General features: G+C 62.5%; 35 protein-coding genes. 13 read left to right on the top strand and 22 right to left on the bottom strand.

Annotation, left to right across the window (positions count from 1 at the left end; genetic code table 11):
* Positions 1-15: 15 nt before the first annotated feature.
* The 20 genes from IB236_RS13085 to IB236_RS12990 form a co-directional block, all read right to left on the bottom strand.
* The gene (locus tag IB236_RS13085; protein ID WP_192421110.1) at positions 16-216 is read right to left on the bottom strand and encodes a hypothetical protein; all 201 of its coding nucleotides are present in this window, start codon (positions 214-216) and stop codon (positions 16-18) included.
* A complete protein-coding gene (locus tag IB236_RS13080) occupies positions 201-500 on the bottom strand; it encodes a hypothetical protein (protein WP_192421109.1) in 300 nt (99 codons plus the stop codon). Before IB236_RS13080 ends, IB236_RS13085 begins: the two co-directional genes overlap by 16 nt.
* 24 nt (positions 501-524) lie before the next feature.
* Positions 525-1,022 carry a hypothetical protein gene (locus tag IB236_RS13075; RefSeq protein WP_192421108.1) on the bottom strand — a complete coding sequence of 166 codons (498 nt, stop codon included), beginning with the start codon at positions 1,020-1,022 and terminating at the stop codon, positions 525-527.
* A 4-nt stretch (positions 1,023-1,026) separates the two neighbouring features.
* A complete protein-coding gene (locus IB236_RS13070) occupies positions 1,027-1,341 on the bottom strand; it encodes a hypothetical protein (RefSeq protein ID WP_192421107.1) in 315 nt (104 codons plus the stop codon).
* An 11-nt stretch (positions 1,342-1,352) separates the two neighbouring features.
* A complete protein-coding gene (locus IB236_RS13065) occupies positions 1,353-1,616 on the bottom strand; it encodes a hypothetical protein (protein ID WP_192421106.1) in 264 nt (87 codons plus the stop codon).
* On the bottom strand, positions 1,613-1,936 hold the full coding sequence (locus IB236_RS13060) for a hypothetical protein (protein WP_192421105.1): 324 nt from the start codon (positions 1,934-1,936) through the stop codon (positions 1,613-1,615). Before IB236_RS13060 ends, IB236_RS13065 begins: the two co-directional genes overlap by 4 nt.
* Before the next feature lie 82 nt (positions 1,937-2,018).
* Positions 2,019-2,726: a phage regulatory protein/antirepressor Ant gene (locus IB236_RS13055; protein WP_192421104.1), complete on the bottom strand. Its 708-nt coding sequence runs from the start codon at positions 2,724-2,726 to the stop codon at positions 2,019-2,021.
* A complete protein-coding gene (locus tag IB236_RS13050) occupies positions 2,723-3,325 on the bottom strand; it encodes a hypothetical protein (RefSeq protein WP_192421103.1) in 603 nt (200 codons plus the stop codon). The genes IB236_RS13055 and IB236_RS13050 overlap by 4 nt, the downstream gene beginning before the upstream one ends.
* Positions 3,322-3,723, bottom strand: coding sequence for a hypothetical protein (locus IB236_RS13045; protein WP_225581140.1), 402 nt, complete (start codon positions 3,721-3,723; stop codon positions 3,322-3,324). The genes IB236_RS13050 and IB236_RS13045 overlap by 4 nt, the downstream gene beginning before the upstream one ends.
* 104 nt (positions 3,724-3,827) lie before the next feature.
* Positions 3,828-4,085, bottom strand: a complete 258-nt coding sequence (locus tag IB236_RS13040; RefSeq protein ID WP_192421101.1) for a hypothetical protein — start codon at positions 4,083-4,085, stop codon at positions 3,828-3,830.
* Positions 4,082-4,414, bottom strand: coding sequence for a hypothetical protein (locus IB236_RS13035; protein WP_260667538.1), 333 nt, complete (start codon positions 4,412-4,414; stop codon positions 4,082-4,084). Before IB236_RS13035 ends, IB236_RS13040 begins: the two co-directional genes overlap by 4 nt.
* Positions 4,407-4,589: a hypothetical protein gene (locus IB236_RS13030; RefSeq protein WP_192421100.1), complete on the bottom strand. Its 183-nt coding sequence runs from the start codon at positions 4,587-4,589 to the stop codon at positions 4,407-4,409. The genes IB236_RS13035 and IB236_RS13030 overlap by 8 nt, the downstream gene beginning before the upstream one ends.
* Positions 4,590-4,618: 29 nt before the next feature.
* A complete protein-coding gene (locus IB236_RS13025; protein WP_192421099.1) occupies positions 4,619-5,047 on the bottom strand; it encodes a hypothetical protein in 429 nt (142 codons plus the stop codon).
* On the bottom strand, positions 5,044-5,580 hold the full coding sequence (locus IB236_RS13020) for a hypothetical protein (protein WP_192421098.1): 537 nt from the start codon (positions 5,578-5,580) through the stop codon (positions 5,044-5,046). Before IB236_RS13020 ends, IB236_RS13025 begins: the two co-directional genes overlap by 4 nt.
* Complete coding sequence (locus tag IB236_RS13015; protein WP_192421097.1) at positions 5,577-5,906, bottom strand: hypothetical protein; 330 nt, start codon at positions 5,904-5,906, stop codon at positions 5,577-5,579. The genes IB236_RS13020 and IB236_RS13015 overlap by 4 nt, the downstream gene beginning before the upstream one ends.
* Positions 5,897-6,367 carry a hypothetical protein gene (locus IB236_RS13010; RefSeq protein WP_192421096.1) on the bottom strand — a complete coding sequence of 157 codons (471 nt, stop codon included), beginning with the start codon at positions 6,365-6,367 and terminating at the stop codon, positions 5,897-5,899. Before IB236_RS13010 ends, IB236_RS13015 begins: the two co-directional genes overlap by 10 nt.
* Positions 6,364-7,428: a hypothetical protein gene (locus tag IB236_RS13005; RefSeq protein ID WP_192421334.1), complete on the bottom strand. Its 1,065-nt coding sequence runs from the start codon at positions 7,426-7,428 to the stop codon at positions 6,364-6,366. Before IB236_RS13005 ends, IB236_RS13010 begins: the two co-directional genes overlap by 4 nt.
* Before the next feature lie 8 nt (positions 7,429-7,436).
* Positions 7,437-7,628: a hypothetical protein gene (locus tag IB236_RS13000; protein ID WP_192421095.1), complete on the bottom strand. Its 192-nt coding sequence runs from the start codon at positions 7,626-7,628 to the stop codon at positions 7,437-7,439.
* Entirely contained in the window at positions 7,628-8,041 is a 414-nt protein-coding gene (locus tag IB236_RS12995; protein WP_192421094.1) for a hypothetical protein, read from the bottom strand. Before IB236_RS12995 ends, IB236_RS13000 begins: the two co-directional genes overlap by 1 nt.
* Complete coding sequence (locus IB236_RS12990; protein ID WP_192421093.1) at positions 8,042-8,269, bottom strand: hypothetical protein; 228 nt, start codon at positions 8,267-8,269, stop codon at positions 8,042-8,044.
* A gap of 74 nt (positions 8,270-8,343) precedes the next feature.
* On the opposite strand from IB236_RS12990, the gene IB236_RS12985 reads away from it, so the two are divergent.
* From IB236_RS12985 to IB236_RS12975, 3 genes are read left to right on the top strand one after another with little or no spacing between them, the layout of a single operon-like run.
* Positions 8,344-9,381: a helix-turn-helix transcriptional regulator gene (locus IB236_RS12985; RefSeq protein ID WP_192421092.1), complete on the top strand. Its 1,038-nt coding sequence runs from the start codon at positions 8,344-8,346 to the stop codon at positions 9,379-9,381.
* 35 nt (positions 9,382-9,416) lie between these two features.
* Positions 9,417-9,914 carry a hypothetical protein gene (locus IB236_RS12980; protein ID WP_192421091.1) on the top strand — a complete coding sequence of 166 codons (498 nt, stop codon included), beginning with the start codon at positions 9,417-9,419 and terminating at the stop codon, positions 9,912-9,914.
* A 22-nt stretch (positions 9,915-9,936) separates the two neighbouring features.
* Positions 9,937-10,419, top strand: a complete 483-nt coding sequence (locus tag IB236_RS12975) for a thermonuclease family protein (RefSeq protein ID WP_192421090.1) — start codon at positions 9,937-9,939, stop codon at positions 10,417-10,419.
* Between the two features lie 20 nt (positions 10,420-10,439).
* Here the strand turns inward: IB236_RS12975 and IB236_RS12970 are convergent, their stop codons facing one another.
* Both IB236_RS12970 and IB236_RS12965 read right to left on the bottom strand, forming a co-directional pair.
* A complete protein-coding gene (locus tag IB236_RS12970) occupies positions 10,440-10,832 on the bottom strand; it encodes a hypothetical protein (RefSeq protein ID WP_192421089.1) in 393 nt (130 codons plus the stop codon).
* Between the two features lie 11 nt (positions 10,833-10,843).
* Entirely contained in the window at positions 10,844-11,536 is a 693-nt protein-coding gene (locus IB236_RS12965) for an SOS response-associated peptidase (RefSeq protein WP_192421088.1), read from the bottom strand.
* A gap of 72 nt (positions 11,537-11,608) precedes the next feature.
* Here IB236_RS12965 and IB236_RS12960 point away from each other — a divergent pair, with 72 nt between their 5' ends.
* From IB236_RS12960 to IB236_RS12915, 10 genes are all read left to right on the top strand, one after another.
* The gene (locus IB236_RS12960; RefSeq protein WP_192421087.1) at positions 11,609-12,004 is read left to right on the top strand and encodes a hypothetical protein; all 396 of its coding nucleotides are present in this window, start codon (positions 11,609-11,611) and stop codon (positions 12,002-12,004) included.
* Complete coding sequence (locus IB236_RS12955; RefSeq protein ID WP_192421086.1) at positions 12,004-12,213, top strand: hypothetical protein; 210 nt, start codon at positions 12,004-12,006, stop codon at positions 12,211-12,213. Before IB236_RS12960 ends, IB236_RS12955 begins: the two co-directional genes overlap by 1 nt.
* Before the next feature lie 255 nt (positions 12,214-12,468).
* The gene (locus IB236_RS12950; RefSeq protein WP_192421085.1) at positions 12,469-12,678 is read left to right on the top strand and encodes a hypothetical protein; all 210 of its coding nucleotides are present in this window, start codon (positions 12,469-12,471) and stop codon (positions 12,676-12,678) included.
* A 1,188-nt stretch (positions 12,679-13,866) separates the two neighbouring features.
* Positions 13,867-14,286, top strand: coding sequence for a hypothetical protein (locus IB236_RS12945; protein ID WP_192421084.1), 420 nt, complete (start codon positions 13,867-13,869; stop codon positions 14,284-14,286).
* A 291-nt stretch (positions 14,287-14,577) separates the two neighbouring features.
* The gene (locus IB236_RS12940; protein ID WP_192421083.1) at positions 14,578-14,775 is read left to right on the top strand and encodes a hypothetical protein; all 198 of its coding nucleotides are present in this window, start codon (positions 14,578-14,580) and stop codon (positions 14,773-14,775) included.
* A complete protein-coding gene (locus IB236_RS12935; protein WP_192421082.1) occupies positions 14,772-14,951 on the top strand; it encodes a hypothetical protein in 180 nt (59 codons plus the stop codon). Before IB236_RS12940 ends, IB236_RS12935 begins: the two co-directional genes overlap by 4 nt.
* The gene (locus IB236_RS12930) at positions 14,951-15,199 is read left to right on the top strand and encodes a hypothetical protein (protein ID WP_192421081.1); all 249 of its coding nucleotides are present in this window, start codon (positions 14,951-14,953) and stop codon (positions 15,197-15,199) included. Before IB236_RS12935 ends, IB236_RS12930 begins: the two co-directional genes overlap by 1 nt.
* Positions 15,196-15,825, top strand: coding sequence for a hypothetical protein (locus IB236_RS12925; RefSeq protein WP_192421080.1), 630 nt, complete (start codon positions 15,196-15,198; stop codon positions 15,823-15,825). Before IB236_RS12930 ends, IB236_RS12925 begins: the two co-directional genes overlap by 4 nt.
* Entirely contained in the window at positions 15,822-16,007 is a 186-nt protein-coding gene (locus IB236_RS12920) for a hypothetical protein (protein ID WP_192421079.1), read from the top strand. The genes IB236_RS12925 and IB236_RS12920 overlap by 4 nt, the downstream gene beginning before the upstream one ends.
* Positions 16,004-16,225, top strand: a complete 222-nt coding sequence (locus tag IB236_RS12915; protein ID WP_192421078.1) for a hypothetical protein — start codon at positions 16,004-16,006, stop codon at positions 16,223-16,225. The genes IB236_RS12920 and IB236_RS12915 overlap by 4 nt, the downstream gene beginning before the upstream one ends.
* Positions 16,226-16,325: the final 100 nt, after the last annotated feature.

Below are 16,325 nucleotides of genomic sequence, written 5' to 3'. Positions count from 1 at the left end.
CTGGGTGGTGGTGGGTTACTGGTCTGGTAGCTCGTCCAGCTTGGTACGCACCCACTCGGCGCCGCCCAGGGCTTTGAGCTTTGCCTTGTGCGCTGGGCTCAGGCGCAGGGGCACAACAACCTTGAGTTCTTCGGGGGGCTTGGGCTTGCGGCCCTGGCCTCGGTCGTTGGGTGGGCGCTTGGGTTTGCTCTCGGTGGCCACTACTTCATCCTCCACGGGCTCATGTCTTCCAGCCCGTCAGGCTTGTTATGCACAGCGTAGCGATACAGCACCCATTCGAGCGTGGATGCGCTTGCTTCGGCCCATATTGCCTGATCCCTTCGATCTGGGTTCAAAAGTGCAAAGCGGGCCGTCAAGAATGCATTTTCCGCTGCTGATTCATATGCACTGAGTAGCGATTCGATCAGGTCTGGAGGGCCTTCGAATTCCTCGTCCTCTTCAAAGAACCCTCTTACCCGGCTGTTTGTGCCGAGACTAAGCGTGCTGTTGGTGGTTGTCATGGGTGCAATCCTACTGGGTGGCGGTCATTCCTGGATGGGCGTGGCGCTCCACACCACGGCGCCGATGAAGATTTCGGCGCTGTACGGATCATCTGGGTCCACGTTGCGGATGGCGCGCAACTCGGTCTTGAACCCCTCGGCGGCTTGGTCGTGGTTCTCGGCGGTCAGCAGCAACAGGGTGTCCTCATCGTCGCCGCGCAGGCGGCCGGTCACGGCGTAGTGGCGCTGGCCGGTGGGTTGGGCTTGCTCCAGGGTGCGCTCGGCTCTATCGGCGCGGTCCTGCTCGCTCTGGAATGCGGCCAGCATGCCCGGCCCAGTCTCCAGGGCTTCGGTGCTGATTCCCTCGCAGGCGTTCCAGCACGCGGCCAAGCGGCGCAGGTTGGCCTGCTGGCGGGCTTCCATCTGTCTGCCGTTCACCAGCATGCTCATGAACCACTCGCCCTGGTCGTCCAGCAGGGTGTAGCTGTTGGCATTGCCGTTGGCGCGATGCGTGAGGCGTGTGGATGTGTGGGTGATGGTCATGGTGTCAAGCTCCAATGGCGTCAAGGTGGGCGCGCAGCTCGTCGGCCAGTTTGTCCCGGCCTTGCTGGTCCCCGGTGGTCATGGCGTTGCGGGCCTTGGGATCCAGCATGATGTTCTCCAGGGCAGCACAGGCCACGCTCGCAAGATCAAGCGTCTTGGTCACGGCGGCGATTTCCTGCTCGATACGGGACCGCTCCAGCTCGGCGGATTCCAGGTCCTCCTGGGTGTAGCAGTTGTGCCGGTCATCGCGGATGTTCTGGATGCGCTCCGCGATCTGCTCGCGGGCGGCGTTGAACAGGTTTGAGAAGTCGATAGGCATGGCGGGCTCCTTCACTCCGCGGCTGCGTCGAGATCATCGGTGTCCAGGTCGGTGAACTCGGTGATACCGCTGATGATGTTTTCCATGAGGTCGATGGCGGCTTGGGCCTTCTGACCCTTCTCCCCCTCCTGCAGGCTCTCTGGCATGTTGTCCAGGTAGTCCTGTTCCTCGTTGAGAACATCCTGCAGGTCGGTCATGAGCGTGCTGGCTTGATCCTGCAGCTCGCTCATGCGGTCGCGCAGCTCGGCCAGTTTGGTGCGGCGTTGTTTGTTCATGCTGCGGCGCCTTCCTTGGCCGCGTAGTGGGCGCGCGCGGCGGCCAGGGTTTCCTCGATCTTGCTCAGGGCCAACTGGTGCAGCTCGCGCACCGTCTTTTCAGTGCAGCGCGCGCCCTTGTAGACCGTGCGGGCGCTGTAGTCGCCAAACATATCCCAGGTCAGGAACCCGTCTTTGTTGTCGGTGTTGACCACTGCGCGCGTGACCATTCCGCCATTCGTCTTGCCAGTGCTCACGATCAGCACGCGGTTTGCCGCTCCCATTTCGATAGCGGTCTTTGCTTCCCAGCCGTCGCGGCCCTTGCCAATTTGCATTTCCATTTCAATCACTCCTTGGGGTTGGTGTGATTGAATTATGTATTACTTAAATCAACTCAGTCAACTGTTTCCCGTATTTCTTTTTTCAAACACTCGCACGCGGCGCTTGGGAGAACAGATCAGCATGGCGCTCCACAAACCGGCGCAGGAACTCTAGGCCCCGCCCGGTCACGCGCGCCACGCGGCTGAGCTGGCGCCCGCGCGTGTTCGTGTCGAAGGTGTGCAGCGATTCCTTGAAGTAGCCTTGGGCCACGTAGCGCGCGGCCGGGGCGTTGTCGGGCAGGATCACGCCCTTCTGGCGCAAAGCCTTCTCCAGCTTGCGCACGGGCACGCCGATGGTTTTGGCCGCGTCACGGACCAGCACCGTGCCATCCGAGTTCAACATGGCGTCGGCGTACACCACCTTGGGGCGGGCGGCTTCCAGCGCGGCCTGCTGCAGTTCGATCTGCTCCTGCTGCTCGGCAGCCAGGCGCAGGGCCTGGGCGAAGCTCTTGGGGACACCACCGCGCTCCAGCTCATGCCATCGAGCAACCACCCGGCGACGAAGCGCGGCACTGTAGCCGGTCAGGAGCGTATCGGTCAGCTCGCGGTTCAGGTGGAACATCGCCGTGTAGCCGCGCGCGTCCTTCTCCTCGCGGACATGGCTCAAATCTGAGCCATCGGCGGTGATTTCGTCCAACATGGCCCGGATGTCCCGAATCACATTCTTGTGTTCCTTGCCGGTCAGGTCAGCGATTTCACGGCTGCTCATCGTCAGCGGTTGGCCTGCGGCCATGGTCATCAGCGTGTTCATGCCTTGCTCCCTTCACGAAAAACGGCGTCCTCGGGGCCGGTGAAGCCCAACAGATCCTGCTGGCGCGCATCCAGCTTCCCTTGCAGCAAATCGCGCATGGATTTCAGCTCGCGGCCCTGCGCCTCCACCTTGGCCGCCAGCTCGGTTGCCAGATAGAGGTGCTGGTTGGTGCTGTTGATGAGGATGGCCTGCCCCGCAGAGCCCACGGACAGCATGGACAAGGCACGGTCCTCGTCCGGCGTCAGGTGGAGCACAACATCGGGGACGCCCTTGCGGCCCGTGAATTCGATCATCACGTAGCCGCTATCCAGGATCGTCTTGCTGATGTTGCGCGTTGGCGGGTAAGTCTCCACCAGCTCGTAAATGCCACGCAGCAGGCGCTTGAGGCGGTTGTCATCGACCAGCGCGCGCAGGCGGTCGTCCACGATGGACAGTTTCAGCCCGGTGAGTTCGGCCACCGTCTCACGCGTGGCGATCTGATCCACACTCCGCAGGTCGCGCACCGCGCAGTAGACGCGCTCCGTGCTCGGGATCGGCTTCGTGGGCTCGATGGGCTCAGCCCCTGGGGTGGCAATCTGTTGCTGGGTGGTTTCGGTCATGCTTCCTCGTCTTCGGTGAACTGCGGGATTCCTGCGGGCCAAAGGCCCATGGTGTTGAGCTGGTGGCGGGTCTGGGCGGCCATGGCGCGGCCCAGCGCCACATGCGCCTCGCGGCCACCGGGCACCAGGCGGTACTGGTCGAAAGCAACGTGGCAGCCCTCGATGCCGGGGCGGGTGCAGCACAACGGCATGGCACGGCGGTCGTCCACCTTCTGGCCTTTGCCCTTGCCCGCGTTCTCGTGGGCGTGCTGGCTGTAGCCTGCGATGTGGCAGTGCGCACACGGCAGGCTGGACACGGCGCGGCGGTATTTCTCGCTGCGCAGCGGGGTGTCCTTGTGTACGCTCGCGCCGGTGCAGCTGCCGCCCATCACTGCAGCGCGCGGAACTACAGAATCCATAGCAGCTTGCGCACGCTGCATAAGCGCTAGCTCTCGATTCGCTTCTGTTTTTGGAGAGTGCGATCGACCTTTGAATCCGGTGCGCTTGAGTGGCGAGCGACGAGTCAGCACGGCACACCCCCCTCGGGCAGGGCATCCGCCTCCAGCTCGCGCTCGGCCAGTGCCACCACGTCACCGGCAATCTGGCGGCGGTACCGCACGGTGGCCGTGAGCAAATACTGGCGCTGGGCGGGCGTGAGCGCCTGGGCATCGCGCAGCGCGGCGCGTGCTGCCATGTCCTTGGCGAAGCGCTTGGTACCGATGCCGGGCATGAAGCAGCACGCAGCCAGGGCACGGGCCAGGGTCTTCTCGGTTTCTGTCACCGGGTGGCTCCTTCCAAGCGGCGGTTGTTGGCGTTCTCGCTGCGCCACACCTCAACACGGAGCTGTGCGGCGGTCAGGCGCCAGCGCAGTGCTTCCTCCACGCGCACGGCCTCACGCAGGCCTTCCAGCAGCGCGATGTATTCGGGGTGGCTGTAGGCGAACTGCTCGCGCGCTGCCACTGCCTTCTCCGGGCTGGCGTTCATCAGCAGCGCCTTCTTGCTTTTGCGGAAGTGCTCCAGGTGCACGCGGTCGGCCTTGGCCTGGGCGTACTGGCGCGAGTGCTCGATCAGGAAATCGACGGCGCGTTGTGGGTCAACCGGCTCAGACACGCTCCACCTCCGCGAAAAGATCCATGGTCTGGGGGTCAGGGTGGCGCGGTCCAGTGCATGGCCGGGCCAGGCGCAGCACGCCCGACTTCTTGCGCGCCAGCTCCAGCAGCCCCGCCTTGCGTGCGCAGGTGGGCCCGATGGGCATAGCGCCGACAAACACAGCGGCGGACAGCATGGGGCGGTTACAGAAAGCGCAGCGCATCGTCATCGCGCACCCCGGTATGGCCACGCCACCATGGCAGCGTCACGCTCGTGCTGGTTGTTGCGCTCGGTCCAGCCGGTGTAGATGGCGAAGTTCTCCGCGCCGCGCTTCGCGCCCTTGGCGGTCGGGCTCACGCCGTGGGCAGGAATGCCAAGCTCGGCGCACACCTCGGTGATGAGGCGGCACCATGCATCGACTTGGCCCAGGCTGCGCGCGGTGGCCAGGGCGGCACCGTAGGCGCCCTTGGTCCGCGCATTCCAGGCGCGTGTCTCCAGGCGGGAGTCCTCAAAGATCACCCGCGCTGGCATCACCTCGCGGATGGTGCGCTCGATCTCCACCGGCGTGATGGTGTCCAGGCGCACCAACTGGCCGTCCACAAAATGCGCCACGCCCGTGCTGGCGCCGGGGTCCATGCCAAGAATCAAGCTCATGCCCGGCCCCCGGCGATCAGGGCAGAAAACAGCCCGCTGTCAGCGCGCACCGCGATGGATTCACCACGGCGATACTTGCTCAACACCGAAGTGCTTACCCCCAGTTCCTCGGCCAGCTCCACGCCGGTCTTCTTGCTCGTCTGCACGTACAGGATCTGCTCCTGGTTCAGGAGAGCCCGCTGGCGCCCTATCGCCCGATTCGCCAGGATGCGATTTGTCTGCCCCTTGAACTTGCCTGTGCGCTGCAGCCAGGCGCCATAGTCGGCCACCTTTGTGCACTTGATGTGCGCCGGGTTGCAGCAGGCAAGCTCATCGCAGGTACCGAACACGCGATAGCCCTCCGGCACGGCCTTCTCGTTGAGGCAATGCCATACCGCGCGCATGCCGCACTGGGTCCGCATTCCTCCATCGGCGCGGGTGTAGTCCGGCGCGTAGATATTGGGACGCCCGTCATGGCGCAGAGCGCCGCGCCACAGCCAGTGCCCGTCCTCAGTGATGACGCAGCGGCCCTTGATCTCTTCAATGGTTCTCACTGTGCACCGCCCTTCTCGCGGGCGAAGCGCAACTTGCCCAGCACGTTGCGCTCCAGCTTGCCGTGGCGGATCAGCGCCTGCACGTGGAAGTCGGCCGCACCGTCCGACACCCAGCCGAAGTGCTCACGGATGCACTTGATGGTCGGCAACTGATCGTTCTCAGCGAAGAATTCGCGTGCGTAGGCCAGCACGTCCAGGTTGCGAGGGGTTGGCTGGCCGGTCGGCGCACGGCGGCCCGGTGGCTTGGCCTTGCCTCGCAACGGGGCCTTACCGCGCAGCGTGGCAGCGATGGCGTTGGCCTCCTGCATGAAATTGCTCACTGCCATGCTGTCCGCCCTTCCAGGCCCAGGGCCTGGCGTGCGCTCTGCAGCGTGTACGGCAGGATCTTGTCTCCAGCCTCGGCGCGCTGAACGATGGTGCGGGCCCAGCCCTTCTCGTCGGCCTTGGGCGCCAGAGCCTGCTTGAGTTCCAGCTGCTTTGCCACCTGCGCCGACACCACCGCCTCATCCGCCTTGGGCGCGGGCAGCGCCTTGAACACGGGCGGGGGGCACAGGTTGGCGATCTTCTTGAGCTGGCCCACGTTCGTAGGGCAGCGCTCCGGCAGGTGGCGCAGGGCGTACCGAAGCGGCTCCAGGTTGTTGGCGTAGCCGCTCAGTTCCTCGGCCCAGTCGGCTTTGACGAATGCCATGTCCATGCCATCCCACTGGCGCAGCCACTCGTGGCCATAGCGCACAGTGAGCTTGTCGAAAATGGCGTCGATGACGACCATGAATTCAGGGCTTGTCATGCTGCTGCTCCTTCAATGCGCGGCGCGGCCTCGCGCGCCTCTACGTCGATGACCGGCCCTCCAGCCATGAAGCGCTGGGCAGCCTCAAAGCCGCTCTCTGCGCCGGGGGCCTTCCGGGCAACGCCCGGGGCGACTTCCTCCATGCGCTGGCGGGCAGCGCGCTGGGCGTAGGTCTCGGTGGGGGTTTCGGGGTCGGATGCGCGGGTGACGCTGGCGCCCCGGCCGCGCTGCTCCATGTGGCGGCGAATCCAGTTGCGCCAGACGGCCTCCCAGTCGAGCTTGCGGGCGTCCTTGCCAGCCTTGGCGTGCCAGTAGTCGGCAAAGGTGGCAGCCTGGGCGCGCACCTCGGTGTCGATCAGGACCGGGAACTCCTTCAAAGCCCATTCGCCCCACTTCTTCGGGAGCTTCCAGTCCTCCGGCAGGCGCTTGCCGTTGCGGCTCTTGCCCTCGGGTGCAGCGGGCTCAGCGGGCGAAGCCGAAGGCGCCGCTTCCGCGTTTTGCGCACCAACAGAAGGTGGAGTAGTTAACTGATGTTCTTTATCTGTATCTACTTCTTTATCTATATCTGTACGCGTGACTTCGTGACCTGTCACGCGTGACGCATCTGTGACTGTCACGCGTGACTCTGCTGTGACGCTCGTTGGGTCGGTCGTGTTGGCGTCATCGGCATGGCCCGCAGCGCGCGCTTCACCATTGGCCTTCTTCAAGGCATCGGCGGCTTCGCGCTCACGCTGGCGCTGGCGTTGCTTGCGCTCAGTCGCAGTGGGGTCTGCATCGCTGCGCTGCTGCAAGCTTTCCCACTTGATGGGCTGCAGCGTGGCCTGTTCGATCAGGCCTACTTCGGCAAGTCGGCGCGCCACCTCTTCCAGGCTGCGCAGATCGAGGCCCATCTTCACGGCGGCCTTGCGCATCATCAGTGGGTCATTGGCATCCAGCACGCCCTGCCCCTTGAGGCACAGGATCGCAATGAAGTGCCAGCGGTCTTCAAACGCCAGCAGGCGCAATTTCTCGTCGTCCACCATCTTGGTGTACGCGCGGAACCAGGGAAGTGTCTGTGTCATCGGCCTGCCTACTCCCGCACCACGGCACGGCGTCCGCCCTGGCGGCTCACAGCCAGCTCTCGCCCGTGCTGTGCAGCCTGCAGGGCACGCGCCGCGTGGTGCTCCGGCGTGTCAGCCAGCGCGGAATGTGTGTTGGTGTGCCCTACGCGGCGAAAGCCGGGCGGTTGATTCAAGGGCTTTGCGCGGTTCCAGAGGCTCATCAGCGCGCCTCCGATTCGGGGGCCCCAAAAGACCCTATGAGCTTTGTCAGCGCCTCGGTACGCTGCACGGCATGGCTCAACTTCTCAATCACCATCTGGTCGTAGCTCTTGCCGTGAACGATGGCGTACACGCAGTTGCGCAGCTCGTTCGAGGCGTCCGTGTTTTGCATGGAGCACTGGCGCAGGAACAGCGCATGGGTGTGCTCGTCCACCTTCGTCTTGAGTGCGTGTTCCAGCTTGCCCAGGGGGCCAGCAATGCCACGGCTGAACGCCGGGCCCTGGTCGTCATCGGAGTCGAGGTGTTCCTCAACGTCCGCGAGAACACGGGTCACGCCCTCGGGGGTGAGTTGCGCCAGGAGCGCGCGAATCTGGTCCGCAATGGCCTGTTCTTTACGATTCAAGGGGGCGGCCATTTATGCAGCCTCCTTGGCTTGGGTGGCGGCTGGTGTAGGCGTTCTCTCTTGCACCATGGAGTCAAGCGTGACCTCCCCGTGAGAGAAGTCACGGACAGCCAGCATGTACTTGGGCGGCACGCCGTCATCCGCAAATTGGCTGATTCGGCTCAGCGTCAAACCAAGGTGATTGGCGAGGGCTGTCGCCCTGCCGCGCTCTGCATCGAGCCATGTTTTGAGTTTCAGCATGGCAAGAGTTTAGAACATTCTTAACCATTGGGTCAAGAAACTTCTACACCACGTATGTTTATGCTTTGCTTAACATGGACGCACTAACCCTTCACCGAAAAGCGAGACTCCAAGCTCTCATCGACGGGAAACCGTGGGAGGGGAATCAGGCCCAGTTTGCTCTGGCCGCAGGAGTTACCAAGGCTCGCATCACGCAGCTTCTGGATCCAAGCGATTCATTCGGAGAGCGCGCGGCGAAAAACATCGCGGACAAACTGGAGCTTCCTGACCGATTTTTCGAAGCCGGTTTTCATGGCGTGATGCCTGATCGGGAAAAAGAACTTGCTCAGCTTATGTCCGCACTGGGACTAGAAGTCATAAGGCTGACCAAAGCAGACCTTGGGAAGCTTCCTGAGTGGGTGAGAAATGCTGCTGGGGCTGGCCGGCAATTTCTCCCGGACTTCATCGTCAGCCGCAAAGACTTGCCTCCCTTGTTTGTGACATGCAAAGGCAGTCCTCACCTGGATCCAGGAGATCCAGTGGTCAACGGTGCTCAAAAACTCGCAGCGACAAGGCCACGTGAATTCATGCTGGTTGACCTTTCCAACGGCGTCGGAGATGCGGCTCAGAGCATACGAGCAGCAGTTTTAACCGCCGCTCCAGAGGCTCCTGCACCGAGGGAATTGCAGCCCCCCAGCGTCCCTGGTGAAACAGTGGGCGACTTCGCTGCAGTTCGCAGAGCTGACGTGCGCTTCTCCAACGGCACCGGCCAGGTGGTCTACGAGGAAGACGACAAGCCTCCATTGGTGTTTCGCGTGGATTTTCTGCGAAAGCTGGGCATCAAGAACGGTGACGCGGTGGTGGTGGACAGCGTGGGCATCAGTAACGAGCCAAAGATCCCGGATGGCGCTGTTGTGCTGGTGAACCGTGGGGATCGCGAGCGTCTCAATGGTGATTTGTTCGCATTCCGTGTGGACGGTGAGCTGCTGATCAAGCGTCTGGAGCGCATTGATGGCGTTGGCATCCTAGCGACTGCCGACAACCCAAACTTCAAGCCCAAGCAGAAGGTCTATGCCAGCGTCATCGACTTTGAGGTGATTGGGCGTGCGGTTTGGACCGGGGCGCTGCTGTAGTTAATGCCCGGATCAGTTGGAGCAAGGAGGGAGGTATGTCAGCACAAGAGCGACTCGCCGAAGAGGCTCTGTATGCACATGTGGCGGCGGAGATTTCTGCGGGTGTACGTCGTGATGGACTCTGGGCCAAAGCCATTGCAGATTCCGCAGGCTCCAAAGAAGCCGCGCAGGCGAAATACATCAAGCTTCGCGTTCAGTCTCTGATAGACGAAGCACGAGTTGCCGCAGAGATTGAAAAGCGAGAAGCCGATCGCCACGCCGAAGTGGCCCGACAAAGCGAAAAGGATTCCATTGAGCGACGAGTCAAAGAGATTCGCGCAAGAGAAGATGCCGAGCACAAAGAGAACCTGAAGAGATTCACGGACATTTCTGGGAAAGTCATCTATGGCGTTCTAGCCTTCTGTATGGCTGCAGGCTTACTAGGGGCGATAGCGCAAGTGCTTAGCGGGCTGTGGTTTGTATTCCCCGTGGCGTTGGTCCAAGGCGCTATCCTGTGGTGGTCGATCAAGAAAATTCGTGGAGGCTCAGTGTGAGAGCGGGGCCGCTTGCCAAATGATGCACGCCACCCTCCTCTGCCTGGTCATCGCCATCACAGACGGTGACACCCTGACCGCCCGCTGCGGCGAGCCTGGCTCCTACGAGCAAGTCACCATCCGTATCAGCGCAATTGACGCGCCGGAGAAACGCCAGGCATTCGGCCAAGTGTCGCGCCAGCACCTGGCCCAGCTCTGCTTCGAGCAAGTCGCCACCATTACCCCTCGAACCCATGACAGATACGGCCGCACCGTTGGCGACGTGGAGTGCCAGGGCCAGGATGTGGCCACCGAGCAGGTGCACTCAGGGATGGCCTGGTTCTATGTGAAGTACGGGAAGGGGTATGAGCACCTGCGTGGGCTGGAGGCTGAGGCCCGGGAAGCGCGGCGCGGGCTGTGGGCCCAGGAGGCTGTGGCGCCTTGGGACTGGCGGCGGCCGGGTCACCAGAGTCAAATCAAAAGCGGTCCCCACGCACTGTCCGCGACAGGGGATGCACGATCTTGACGGCACAGCCGTTGCTCAGGTCACTCTTCACCTGCTTTTTTCAACAATTGCGCGCTTAGGCTCTGCCTCTTCTCCAGACGCTCCATCGAAGCAGCAAAGTCCCGCTCGTATTCAAGCTCAAGCTGACGAGCTTCTTCCAGCGATTCGGGTGCCATCCACATCCGGACTCGCTGACCGGCTGCCAAGCTGCTGAATTCCTGATCGGCCACCTTCGCACACTCTTCAACGACATCAGCGAGGAAGTCCCGCATTTGCTGGCTGATGTACTCGTCCTCTTTTATCAGCCCGTGTTTTCTAGCCAAGGCGGTGAGGATGTGCACAGCAGAATGTGGCGGCGGGAAGTCTGTGGAGTCAAAGTCAATGATGCCTTCATCGTCGTCATCGTCTTCGCCCTCTGCTGGCTCGTTGCTCATCATCACTCCTTTCAAGCGGCTGGCCCTGCATCAAACAGCTCGGCAGCCGGGACACGGAGTAGTGCCGCTGCCTCCTGTTGAGTACCGGCCAACCAGGTGTCCACGTCGGCCAGCTCAATGGGGATCACGCTTCGCTTGTCCTGCTGCTCCAGCGGTAGCGGTTCCTTGGTCTTGGGGTCGACTTCGTTCTTGTGCATGCGCCCCATCAGCGGGTGGCCATCGGCATTGATGGTCAGCATCGTGTAGCTCTCGTGCGCCTCGCCCGTGGCCTTGTCGGTCCAGGTATTCCAGAGCCCGGCCAGCCCCCAGAGGCGACCATCGGCGCGGCGGAAACGCCACCATTCGCATTTCTTGAACTGAGAATCGTAGGGGCCCCAGTACGGCTCGTCGAATGACACGGCGGGGATGATGCAGCGTTGCGCGCGCGCCCAGGGCATCTTGAAGCTGGCCTTGGCCGCCAGCTCTTCCGACCTGGCATTGTTGGTGTTGTAGGTCAGTTTTGCCTCCTTGGCGAACCAGGGGATCAAGCCCCACTGCCCAGCCACCAGCTCGCGGCTGTACCCGGCGTCATCGCGGGCGCGGCGGATGAATGCGCCTCGCTTCCGGGGATGCAGCACCCTATCCCAGTCCTGTTCCACAACCTGGCGCGCAGCCCATTCCAGCTCGATCTGGGAGCGCGGTGGAGCCTCGTATCGGTTGCACATTGGGTCATCCTACCTATTCCGTCGGCATTCAATATACTGTAAATTCATACAGTGATTTGCCATATCTTCCGCATGCGCTCCAACGGCCACCGCCTTGCAGGAGCAGAACTTGTCCACCAGCAGCCGGTGCGCGGCTGGCTGGAGTTCAAGCGCTCTCCTTTGGATAGCTACGGCCCCAGGATGGAGGCGCATCTACTGGACCGGCGCGGCGGAAAGGACTTGATCTTGCCGCTGTACTACGCCCGCCTGGCCCGGATCGATGGGGTGATGCATCTGACTGGCAATGAGCGTGTCGGACGGTCGAACACGAAGGCCAACACACAGCGGGTGAAGCAGTCCTGGCTATGCACGATGGACCCGGCCGACGCCCAGCAGTTGCTGGCACGGATTCGCATCACCCACGCATCAGGGTTCAGCGCCGAAGACGACAACGACATCGAAGACCCGTTTGCGCCGCTGGAGTATTGATGAACGCCACCGATGAACACCCTACCCTGCTGCGGATGCCGCCTTGGCTCGGCTTCCCCGAGGAACGCAAGCTACCCTTGGCGCCGGACGCCTATGCGCTCAAGGAGGTCCGCCCGGACTGGTGGGAAGTGCGCGCCGCTTGTTCAGGGGAGCTCATTTACTCTGGCCTTGGGCCCGTGGAGATCGTGAGGTCTCCGGCGCCCTTCTGAAACCAACACTTCGCAGTGCCCTTTGCCCGCCCCGTGCGGGCTTTTTTGCGGCATCGTCTGGCAAACACCGGCCGGCAGCAGTCCTACTATTTCCATGCCGCTAGCCGCTTGCGGCATCCCCTCCCCTCGCTGCAAAAGCGGGGTTCAAGCCCACCCATTGAGGTGGGCTTTTTTTGTGGTGGCGGGATAGTCAAAAGAAAGGCCCTCCCGGGCTACGATGGAGTTCTCACACTAGCATCACCCGGGAGGGGTTTCATGACAACCACACTCCGCCTCCAATACTCCGACGTTCGCACTCGCCTGGTGGACGGAAAGCCACTGATCGGCTTGCGCCATAGAGCCAAGGCCGCAGGGGACATGCCGGTCACAACTGCGTGGGTCGAGATGGCACCAGAAACCGTCAGGCGGCTCATCAAGACACTGGAAGAAACGTTGGCGGATTTGGAGCCGAAGCAATCCGAATAACTTGGGACTACCGCTTCCTATACTGGTGGTTGTAAAGGAGTGCCGGAAGGACCGGCTGAAAGGGAATCAATGAGCGATTGGTACAGACTCGATCTCGGCAACGGTGCTGACGCCTTCGCGCCTACGCGCAAAATTCAAGAGACCTTCACGGCGATGCTCATTGCTCACGGTGCCCCACGTCCTGAGTGGGCCTTGTTCTCAAGGTATGACAGGCGCTCTGACAACGTAGAGGTGTACTTCACACCGGCAACAAGCGACCTTGCAATTCAGTTTGGAGCTGTTGCCTGTCAAAAACCTGAGCACAACGAATTTAGCCTTGGCTTACTGTGCGGGGAGGCAGACGGACTGCTTTTCCATTTCCCCGACCATCCGCGCATGCGCAGATAACGCATAGTTGCAAACCACAGTTCCAGGGGGGAAGCCCTCGACACGGCCATCCAAATAGATACGCCACACATGCCCATCAGGGCCGCGCATTTCATAGAGCAATTCATCGCTTTCCACAGCAGTCCTTTCAACCGCCCTTGAGGCGGTTTTTTCTTGCCCGCCCGGATTGGGCGCAATGCGGAGTGTAAAGAAAATTCTTCGACAGTTTAGAAATTGCTTGACCCGTTGGTTTAGATTGTTCTAAACTTCATCCCATCGCAGCCAACAAGCAGCGGTCAGGTGGGTGGATCGGCGCACACCGGAGGCTCTTTCAAAAAATGCACGCCGATGTTGCTGGCCCCACCTGCGGGGCCTTCGTCCGGCGAAAGAGCACCTTCGGGCATGGGCCGAAGCTATGCGCCGCCGAGATCCGAGGCGGTTCCCAGTCCGCCGAAGCGCGGTAAACGGGATGGGAACCCCGCAAGGGGCTGACACCACGGAAACGGTGCTGCATGTTGATGCAGCGACACGGCTACCAGATGCCGGGATGCCCTCGCAAGAGGGCCATCACGCAGGTGGATTGGAGCAATGTGACTCGCCGCAGGATCAAGCGGAAAGAGAGCACCAGCCCACCGTCGTGATGGCGCCGCCATCAATCCATACGGGCAAAAGCCACTTCACAAACTTTGGACGGTGCGTGAATCCCCCGGCGAGTAGCCCACCCATTCCTCCCTTTGACAACAGAACCAGTGCATGCCCTGCGGGCAGGTCATGCGCGGGGTTTGTTGCCGCCTGCCCCAGCGGCGTTTGACAAGGAACCATATGAAGACCTCCCTGATCGCCTTGGCAGCTGTCGCAGCCATGGCCATGGCCGCGTGCGGCGACAAAGAAGTGCCGTTCGACCGGCTGGAAGAAGCCCGGCAGACGGCCAAGGCCAATGCCGAGTTCAACGCGGCGCTCTACAAGGCGCAGAACCCGCGTTTCACCTCGGACTTCACCATCGTGAGCCGCAGCGACGACATGCAATCGCCCAACTGCCCCCAGGGCGACGGCTGGGCAGAGCTGTCCATCATGCGTGTCGAAGGCAAGCAGGTGGACAAGACGGTGCTGATGTGCTCCACGTTCTCGCAAAGCGTGGGCTGCTACCGCAAGGAAGACTTCGACAAGAACACCAACCTTGCGAAGCAAAACGGAACCTGCAATTCGCAAGCGCCCTTCCCCGTCCCCCGCATCGGCAAGTAGCCAATGGCGCTCATCACCACGCTGATAGGCGGTGGGCTGGCCGCCTGGACGGCTGCGATCTTCTACGCGGCCTATCGCCTTGGCCGGTGGGTGGAGCGCCGCCGCCGCACCTGACACAACCATCCATGCCTCGCGTGCGGGGCATTGGTGGGACACGTCCCGAACCTTTCCAACCGCGCCGGGGGTGTCTCCTCCCTCCCTCCTTTGTGTTCCCCCGGCAGGCCCCGCAAGGGCAGCGGTTTTTTCTCCCCAGCCCGCACCACGCGGGTTTTTTTACGCCCAGGAGGCGCAATGCAAAACGTACACACCACTGTGCAGCCGCTGCTGCGCATCCCTGGCGCACCGCCGCCAATTTCCGAGCAAGAGCTGCAGCGCCAGCGTAATCAGGCCTGGGCCGATGTGGCGGCGCTGGAGGCCAGCGATCCCCGCTATCACCGTGCGCTGGTGGATCAGGTGCAGCACAACGCGCACATGGGGGTTTGGTCGTGATCGATCCACTCAACGCCCCGCACTTCACCAGCACCAGCCGCGATGCCCTTGCCGCATCCCAGGAAGCACAGGCTGAGACCAAGCGCCGCAATGAAGCCGCCACCCAGCGCCAGAGAGAGGCTGCGGCCATTGGCGCGGAGCTAGACCCGGACGCACTTGAACAAGGAGAACCCTGATGCCCCCCTTTGAAAATCTCAAGGCTTTTTTCTGTATCGCCGCTGCAGTTCTGTTGACCTCGTATCTGCTGGGCGGCAGCTACCTGCTGGACGGCCCCGCAGACTGGGAATCCGAGGCCGACAACGCAGCAAACCTGCGCGATGCACTGGCCCAGGCGCAGCAAGAGCGCCCCGACCTTTGGACGCCGGAGCGCCGGGCTCGCGCAGACGTTGCAGCCGGAATGGTGGCGCGGGGCGTGCAGCCATGAGAGAGGGCCCCCTCCCCTTCAAAACGCCGATGGTGCGCGCCACGCTGAGCGACATCAAGTTGATGACGCGGCGGATCGTCAAGGTGCAACCAGACGCAGTGCACGACGGCGAGCCCTATTGGTTCATCGGCGGCTACCGCGTGTGGGCCTATCGTCCTGCGCCAGCCGTTCCGTTGCGCGCAGGCGGCTCCCCCATGCCGTGCCCCTACGGCCAACGCGGCGACCGCCTTTGGGTGCGTGAGGCGTGGCGCACAGTTTCTGCCGTGGATCACCTGCCACCGCGCGAGCTGACCCCGGCACATCGCATCTGGTACGAGGCCGACGCCCCGCACCAGCCTGGATTCGGGAAGCTGCGCCCGAGCATGTTCATGCCCCGCTGGGTTAGCCGCATCACCCTGGAAATCACCCGCGTGCGCGTGGAGCGCCTTCAAGACATCAGCGACGCCGATTGCGTTGCCGAGGGCTGCGGCGCACTTCCATCCGCAATCGGCTGCCCCATGACCAGCGGCACAGGCGAGACGATCCCGCGCGCCATGTTTCGCGCGCTGTGGGAATCCATCAACGGCCCAGGCAGCTGGGACGCCAACCCCTGGGTGTGGGTAGTCGAGTTTCGGAGGCTGCCGTGAAGGTCATCAAGCAAGGCAAGCTGCCCGACGAGCAGATCCACCGCGAAACCTGCGGCCACTGCAAGAGCGAGCTGGAATTCAAGCACTCCGAGGTGCAGTGGTCACCAGATCCACGCGATGGCGCCCGTTGGTTCGTCATCTGCCCGGTGTGCACACGGCATGTCTGGGGTAGCTCCAAATGATCCAGCTCGCCCTCGCATTCTTCGGGCTGACCGCCCTCTACATGGCCACGGGAAACAACGCGCGAGCCCGGCGCTGGGCGCCCATCGTAGGCCTGTGCGGGCAGCCTTTCTGGATCACCTTTGCGCTGCAGTCATCGGCCTGGGGCCTGCTGGCCCTTTCCGTCGCCTACAGCGCTGTCTATGTGCGTGGCGCCTGGGTGCAGTGGAGGAAGCCATGAAAAGAGTCCTGCTCCTGGCCGCCGCCCTGTTCTTCTTCCATGCCGCTGCCCTGGCCTTCTACATGGCCTGGGTTCACCAACCATTTCTTCCGTGAGGTTC

It is taken from the genome of Acidovorax sp. ACV02 (assembly GCF_014851475.1).
GTDB classification, from domain to species: domain Bacteria; phylum Pseudomonadota; class Gammaproteobacteria; order Burkholderiales; family Burkholderiaceae_C; genus Acidovorax; species Acidovorax delafieldii.
This window is presented reverse-complemented; position numbering and strand designations above follow the sequence as displayed.

What these genes read in the sequence shown, in the direction of transcription:
- IB236_RS13030 (WP_192421100.1), bottom strand. Translation starts at nt 4,589, where the DNA reads ATGCTGTCCGCCGCTGTGTTTGTCGGCGCTATGCCCATCGGGCCCACC.
- IB236_RS12975 (WP_192421090.1), top strand. Translation starts at nt 9,937, where the DNA reads ATGCACGCCACCCTCCTCTGCCTGGTCATCGCCATCACAGACGGTGAC.
- IB236_RS12980 (WP_192421091.1), top strand. Translation starts at nt 9,417, where the DNA reads ATGTCAGCACAAGAGCGACTCGCCGAAGAGGCTCTGTATGCACATGTG.
- IB236_RS13005 (WP_192421334.1), bottom strand. Translation starts at nt 7,428, where the DNA reads ATGACACAGACACTTCCCTGGTTCCGCGCGTACACCAAGATGGTGGAC.
- IB236_RS13015 (WP_192421097.1), bottom strand. Translation starts at nt 5,906, where the DNA reads ATGGCAGTGAGCAATTTCATGCAGGAGGCCAACGCCATCGCTGCCACG.
- IB236_RS12985 (WP_192421092.1), top strand. Translation starts at nt 8,344, where the DNA reads ATGGACGCACTAACCCTTCACCGAAAAGCGAGACTCCAAGCTCTCATC.
- IB236_RS13010 (WP_192421096.1), bottom strand. Translation starts at nt 6,367, where the DNA reads ATGACAAGCCCTGAATTCATGGTCGTCATCGACGCCATTTTCGACAAG.
- IB236_RS13065 (WP_192421106.1), bottom strand. Translation starts at nt 1,616, where the DNA reads ATGAACAAACAACGCCGCACCAAACTGGCCGAGCTGCGCGACCGCATG.
- IB236_RS13045 (WP_225581140.1), bottom strand. Translation starts at nt 3,723, where the DNA reads ATGGATTCTGTAGTTCCGCGCGCTGCAGTGATGGGCGGCAGCTGCACC.
- IB236_RS13000 (WP_192421095.1), bottom strand. Translation starts at nt 7,628, where the DNA reads ATGAGCCTCTGGAACCGCGCAAAGCCCTTGAATCAACCGCCCGGCTTT.
- IB236_RS13055 (WP_192421104.1), bottom strand. Translation starts at nt 2,726, where the DNA reads ATGAACACGCTGATGACCATGGCCGCAGGCCAACCGCTGACGATGAGC.
- IB236_RS12960 (WP_192421087.1), top strand. Translation starts at nt 11,609, where the DNA reads ATGCGCTCCAACGGCCACCGCCTTGCAGGAGCAGAACTTGTCCACCAG.
- IB236_RS12970 (WP_192421089.1), bottom strand. Translation starts at nt 10,832, where the DNA reads ATGAGCAACGAGCCAGCAGAGGGCGAAGACGATGACGACGATGAAGGC.
- IB236_RS12930 (WP_192421081.1), top strand. Translation starts at nt 14,951, where the DNA reads ATGCCCCCCTTTGAAAATCTCAAGGCTTTTTTCTGTATCGCCGCTGCA.
- IB236_RS13050 (WP_192421103.1), bottom strand. Translation starts at nt 3,325, where the DNA reads ATGACCGAAACCACCCAGCAACAGATTGCCACCCCAGGGGCTGAGCCC.
- IB236_RS13080 (WP_192421109.1), bottom strand. Translation starts at nt 500, where the DNA reads ATGACAACCACCAACAGCACGCTTAGTCTCGGCACAAACAGCCGGGTA.
- IB236_RS13025 (WP_192421099.1), bottom strand. Translation starts at nt 5,047, where the DNA reads ATGAGCTTGATTCTTGGCATGGACCCCGGCGCCAGCACGGGCGTGGCG.
- IB236_RS12965 (WP_192421088.1), bottom strand. Translation starts at nt 11,536, where the DNA reads ATGTGCAACCGATACGAGGCTCCACCGCGCTCCCAGATCGAGCTGGAA.
- IB236_RS12940 (WP_192421083.1), top strand. Translation starts at nt 14,578, where the DNA reads ATGCAAAACGTACACACCACTGTGCAGCCGCTGCTGCGCATCCCTGGC.
- IB236_RS12950 (WP_192421085.1), top strand. Translation starts at nt 12,469, where the DNA reads ATGACAACCACACTCCGCCTCCAATACTCCGACGTTCGCACTCGCCTG.
- IB236_RS12990 (WP_192421093.1), bottom strand. Translation starts at nt 8,269, where the DNA reads ATGCTGAAACTCAAAACATGGCTCGATGCAGAGCGCGGCAGGGCGACA.
- IB236_RS12925 (WP_192421080.1), top strand. Translation starts at nt 15,196, where the DNA reads ATGAGAGAGGGCCCCCTCCCCTTCAAAACGCCGATGGTGCGCGCCACG.
- IB236_RS12915 (WP_192421078.1), top strand. Translation starts at nt 16,004, where the DNA reads ATGATCCAGCTCGCCCTCGCATTCTTCGGGCTGACCGCCCTCTACATG.
- IB236_RS13070 (WP_192421107.1), bottom strand. Translation starts at nt 1,341, where the DNA reads ATGCCTATCGACTTCTCAAACCTGTTCAACGCCGCCCGCGAGCAGATC.
- IB236_RS12955 (WP_192421086.1), top strand. Translation starts at nt 12,004, where the DNA reads ATGAACGCCACCGATGAACACCCTACCCTGCTGCGGATGCCGCCTTGG.
- IB236_RS12995 (WP_192421094.1), bottom strand. Translation starts at nt 8,041, where the DNA reads ATGGCCGCCCCCTTGAATCGTAAAGAACAGGCCATTGCGGACCAGATT.
- IB236_RS13075 (WP_192421108.1), bottom strand. Translation starts at nt 1,022, where the DNA reads ATGACCATCACCCACACATCCACACGCCTCACGCATCGCGCCAACGGC.
- IB236_RS13060 (WP_192421105.1), bottom strand. Translation starts at nt 1,936, where the DNA reads ATGGAAATGCAAATTGGCAAGGGCCGCGACGGCTGGGAAGCAAAGACC.
- IB236_RS12945 (WP_192421084.1), top strand. Translation starts at nt 13,867, where the DNA reads ATGAAGACCTCCCTGATCGCCTTGGCAGCTGTCGCAGCCATGGCCATG.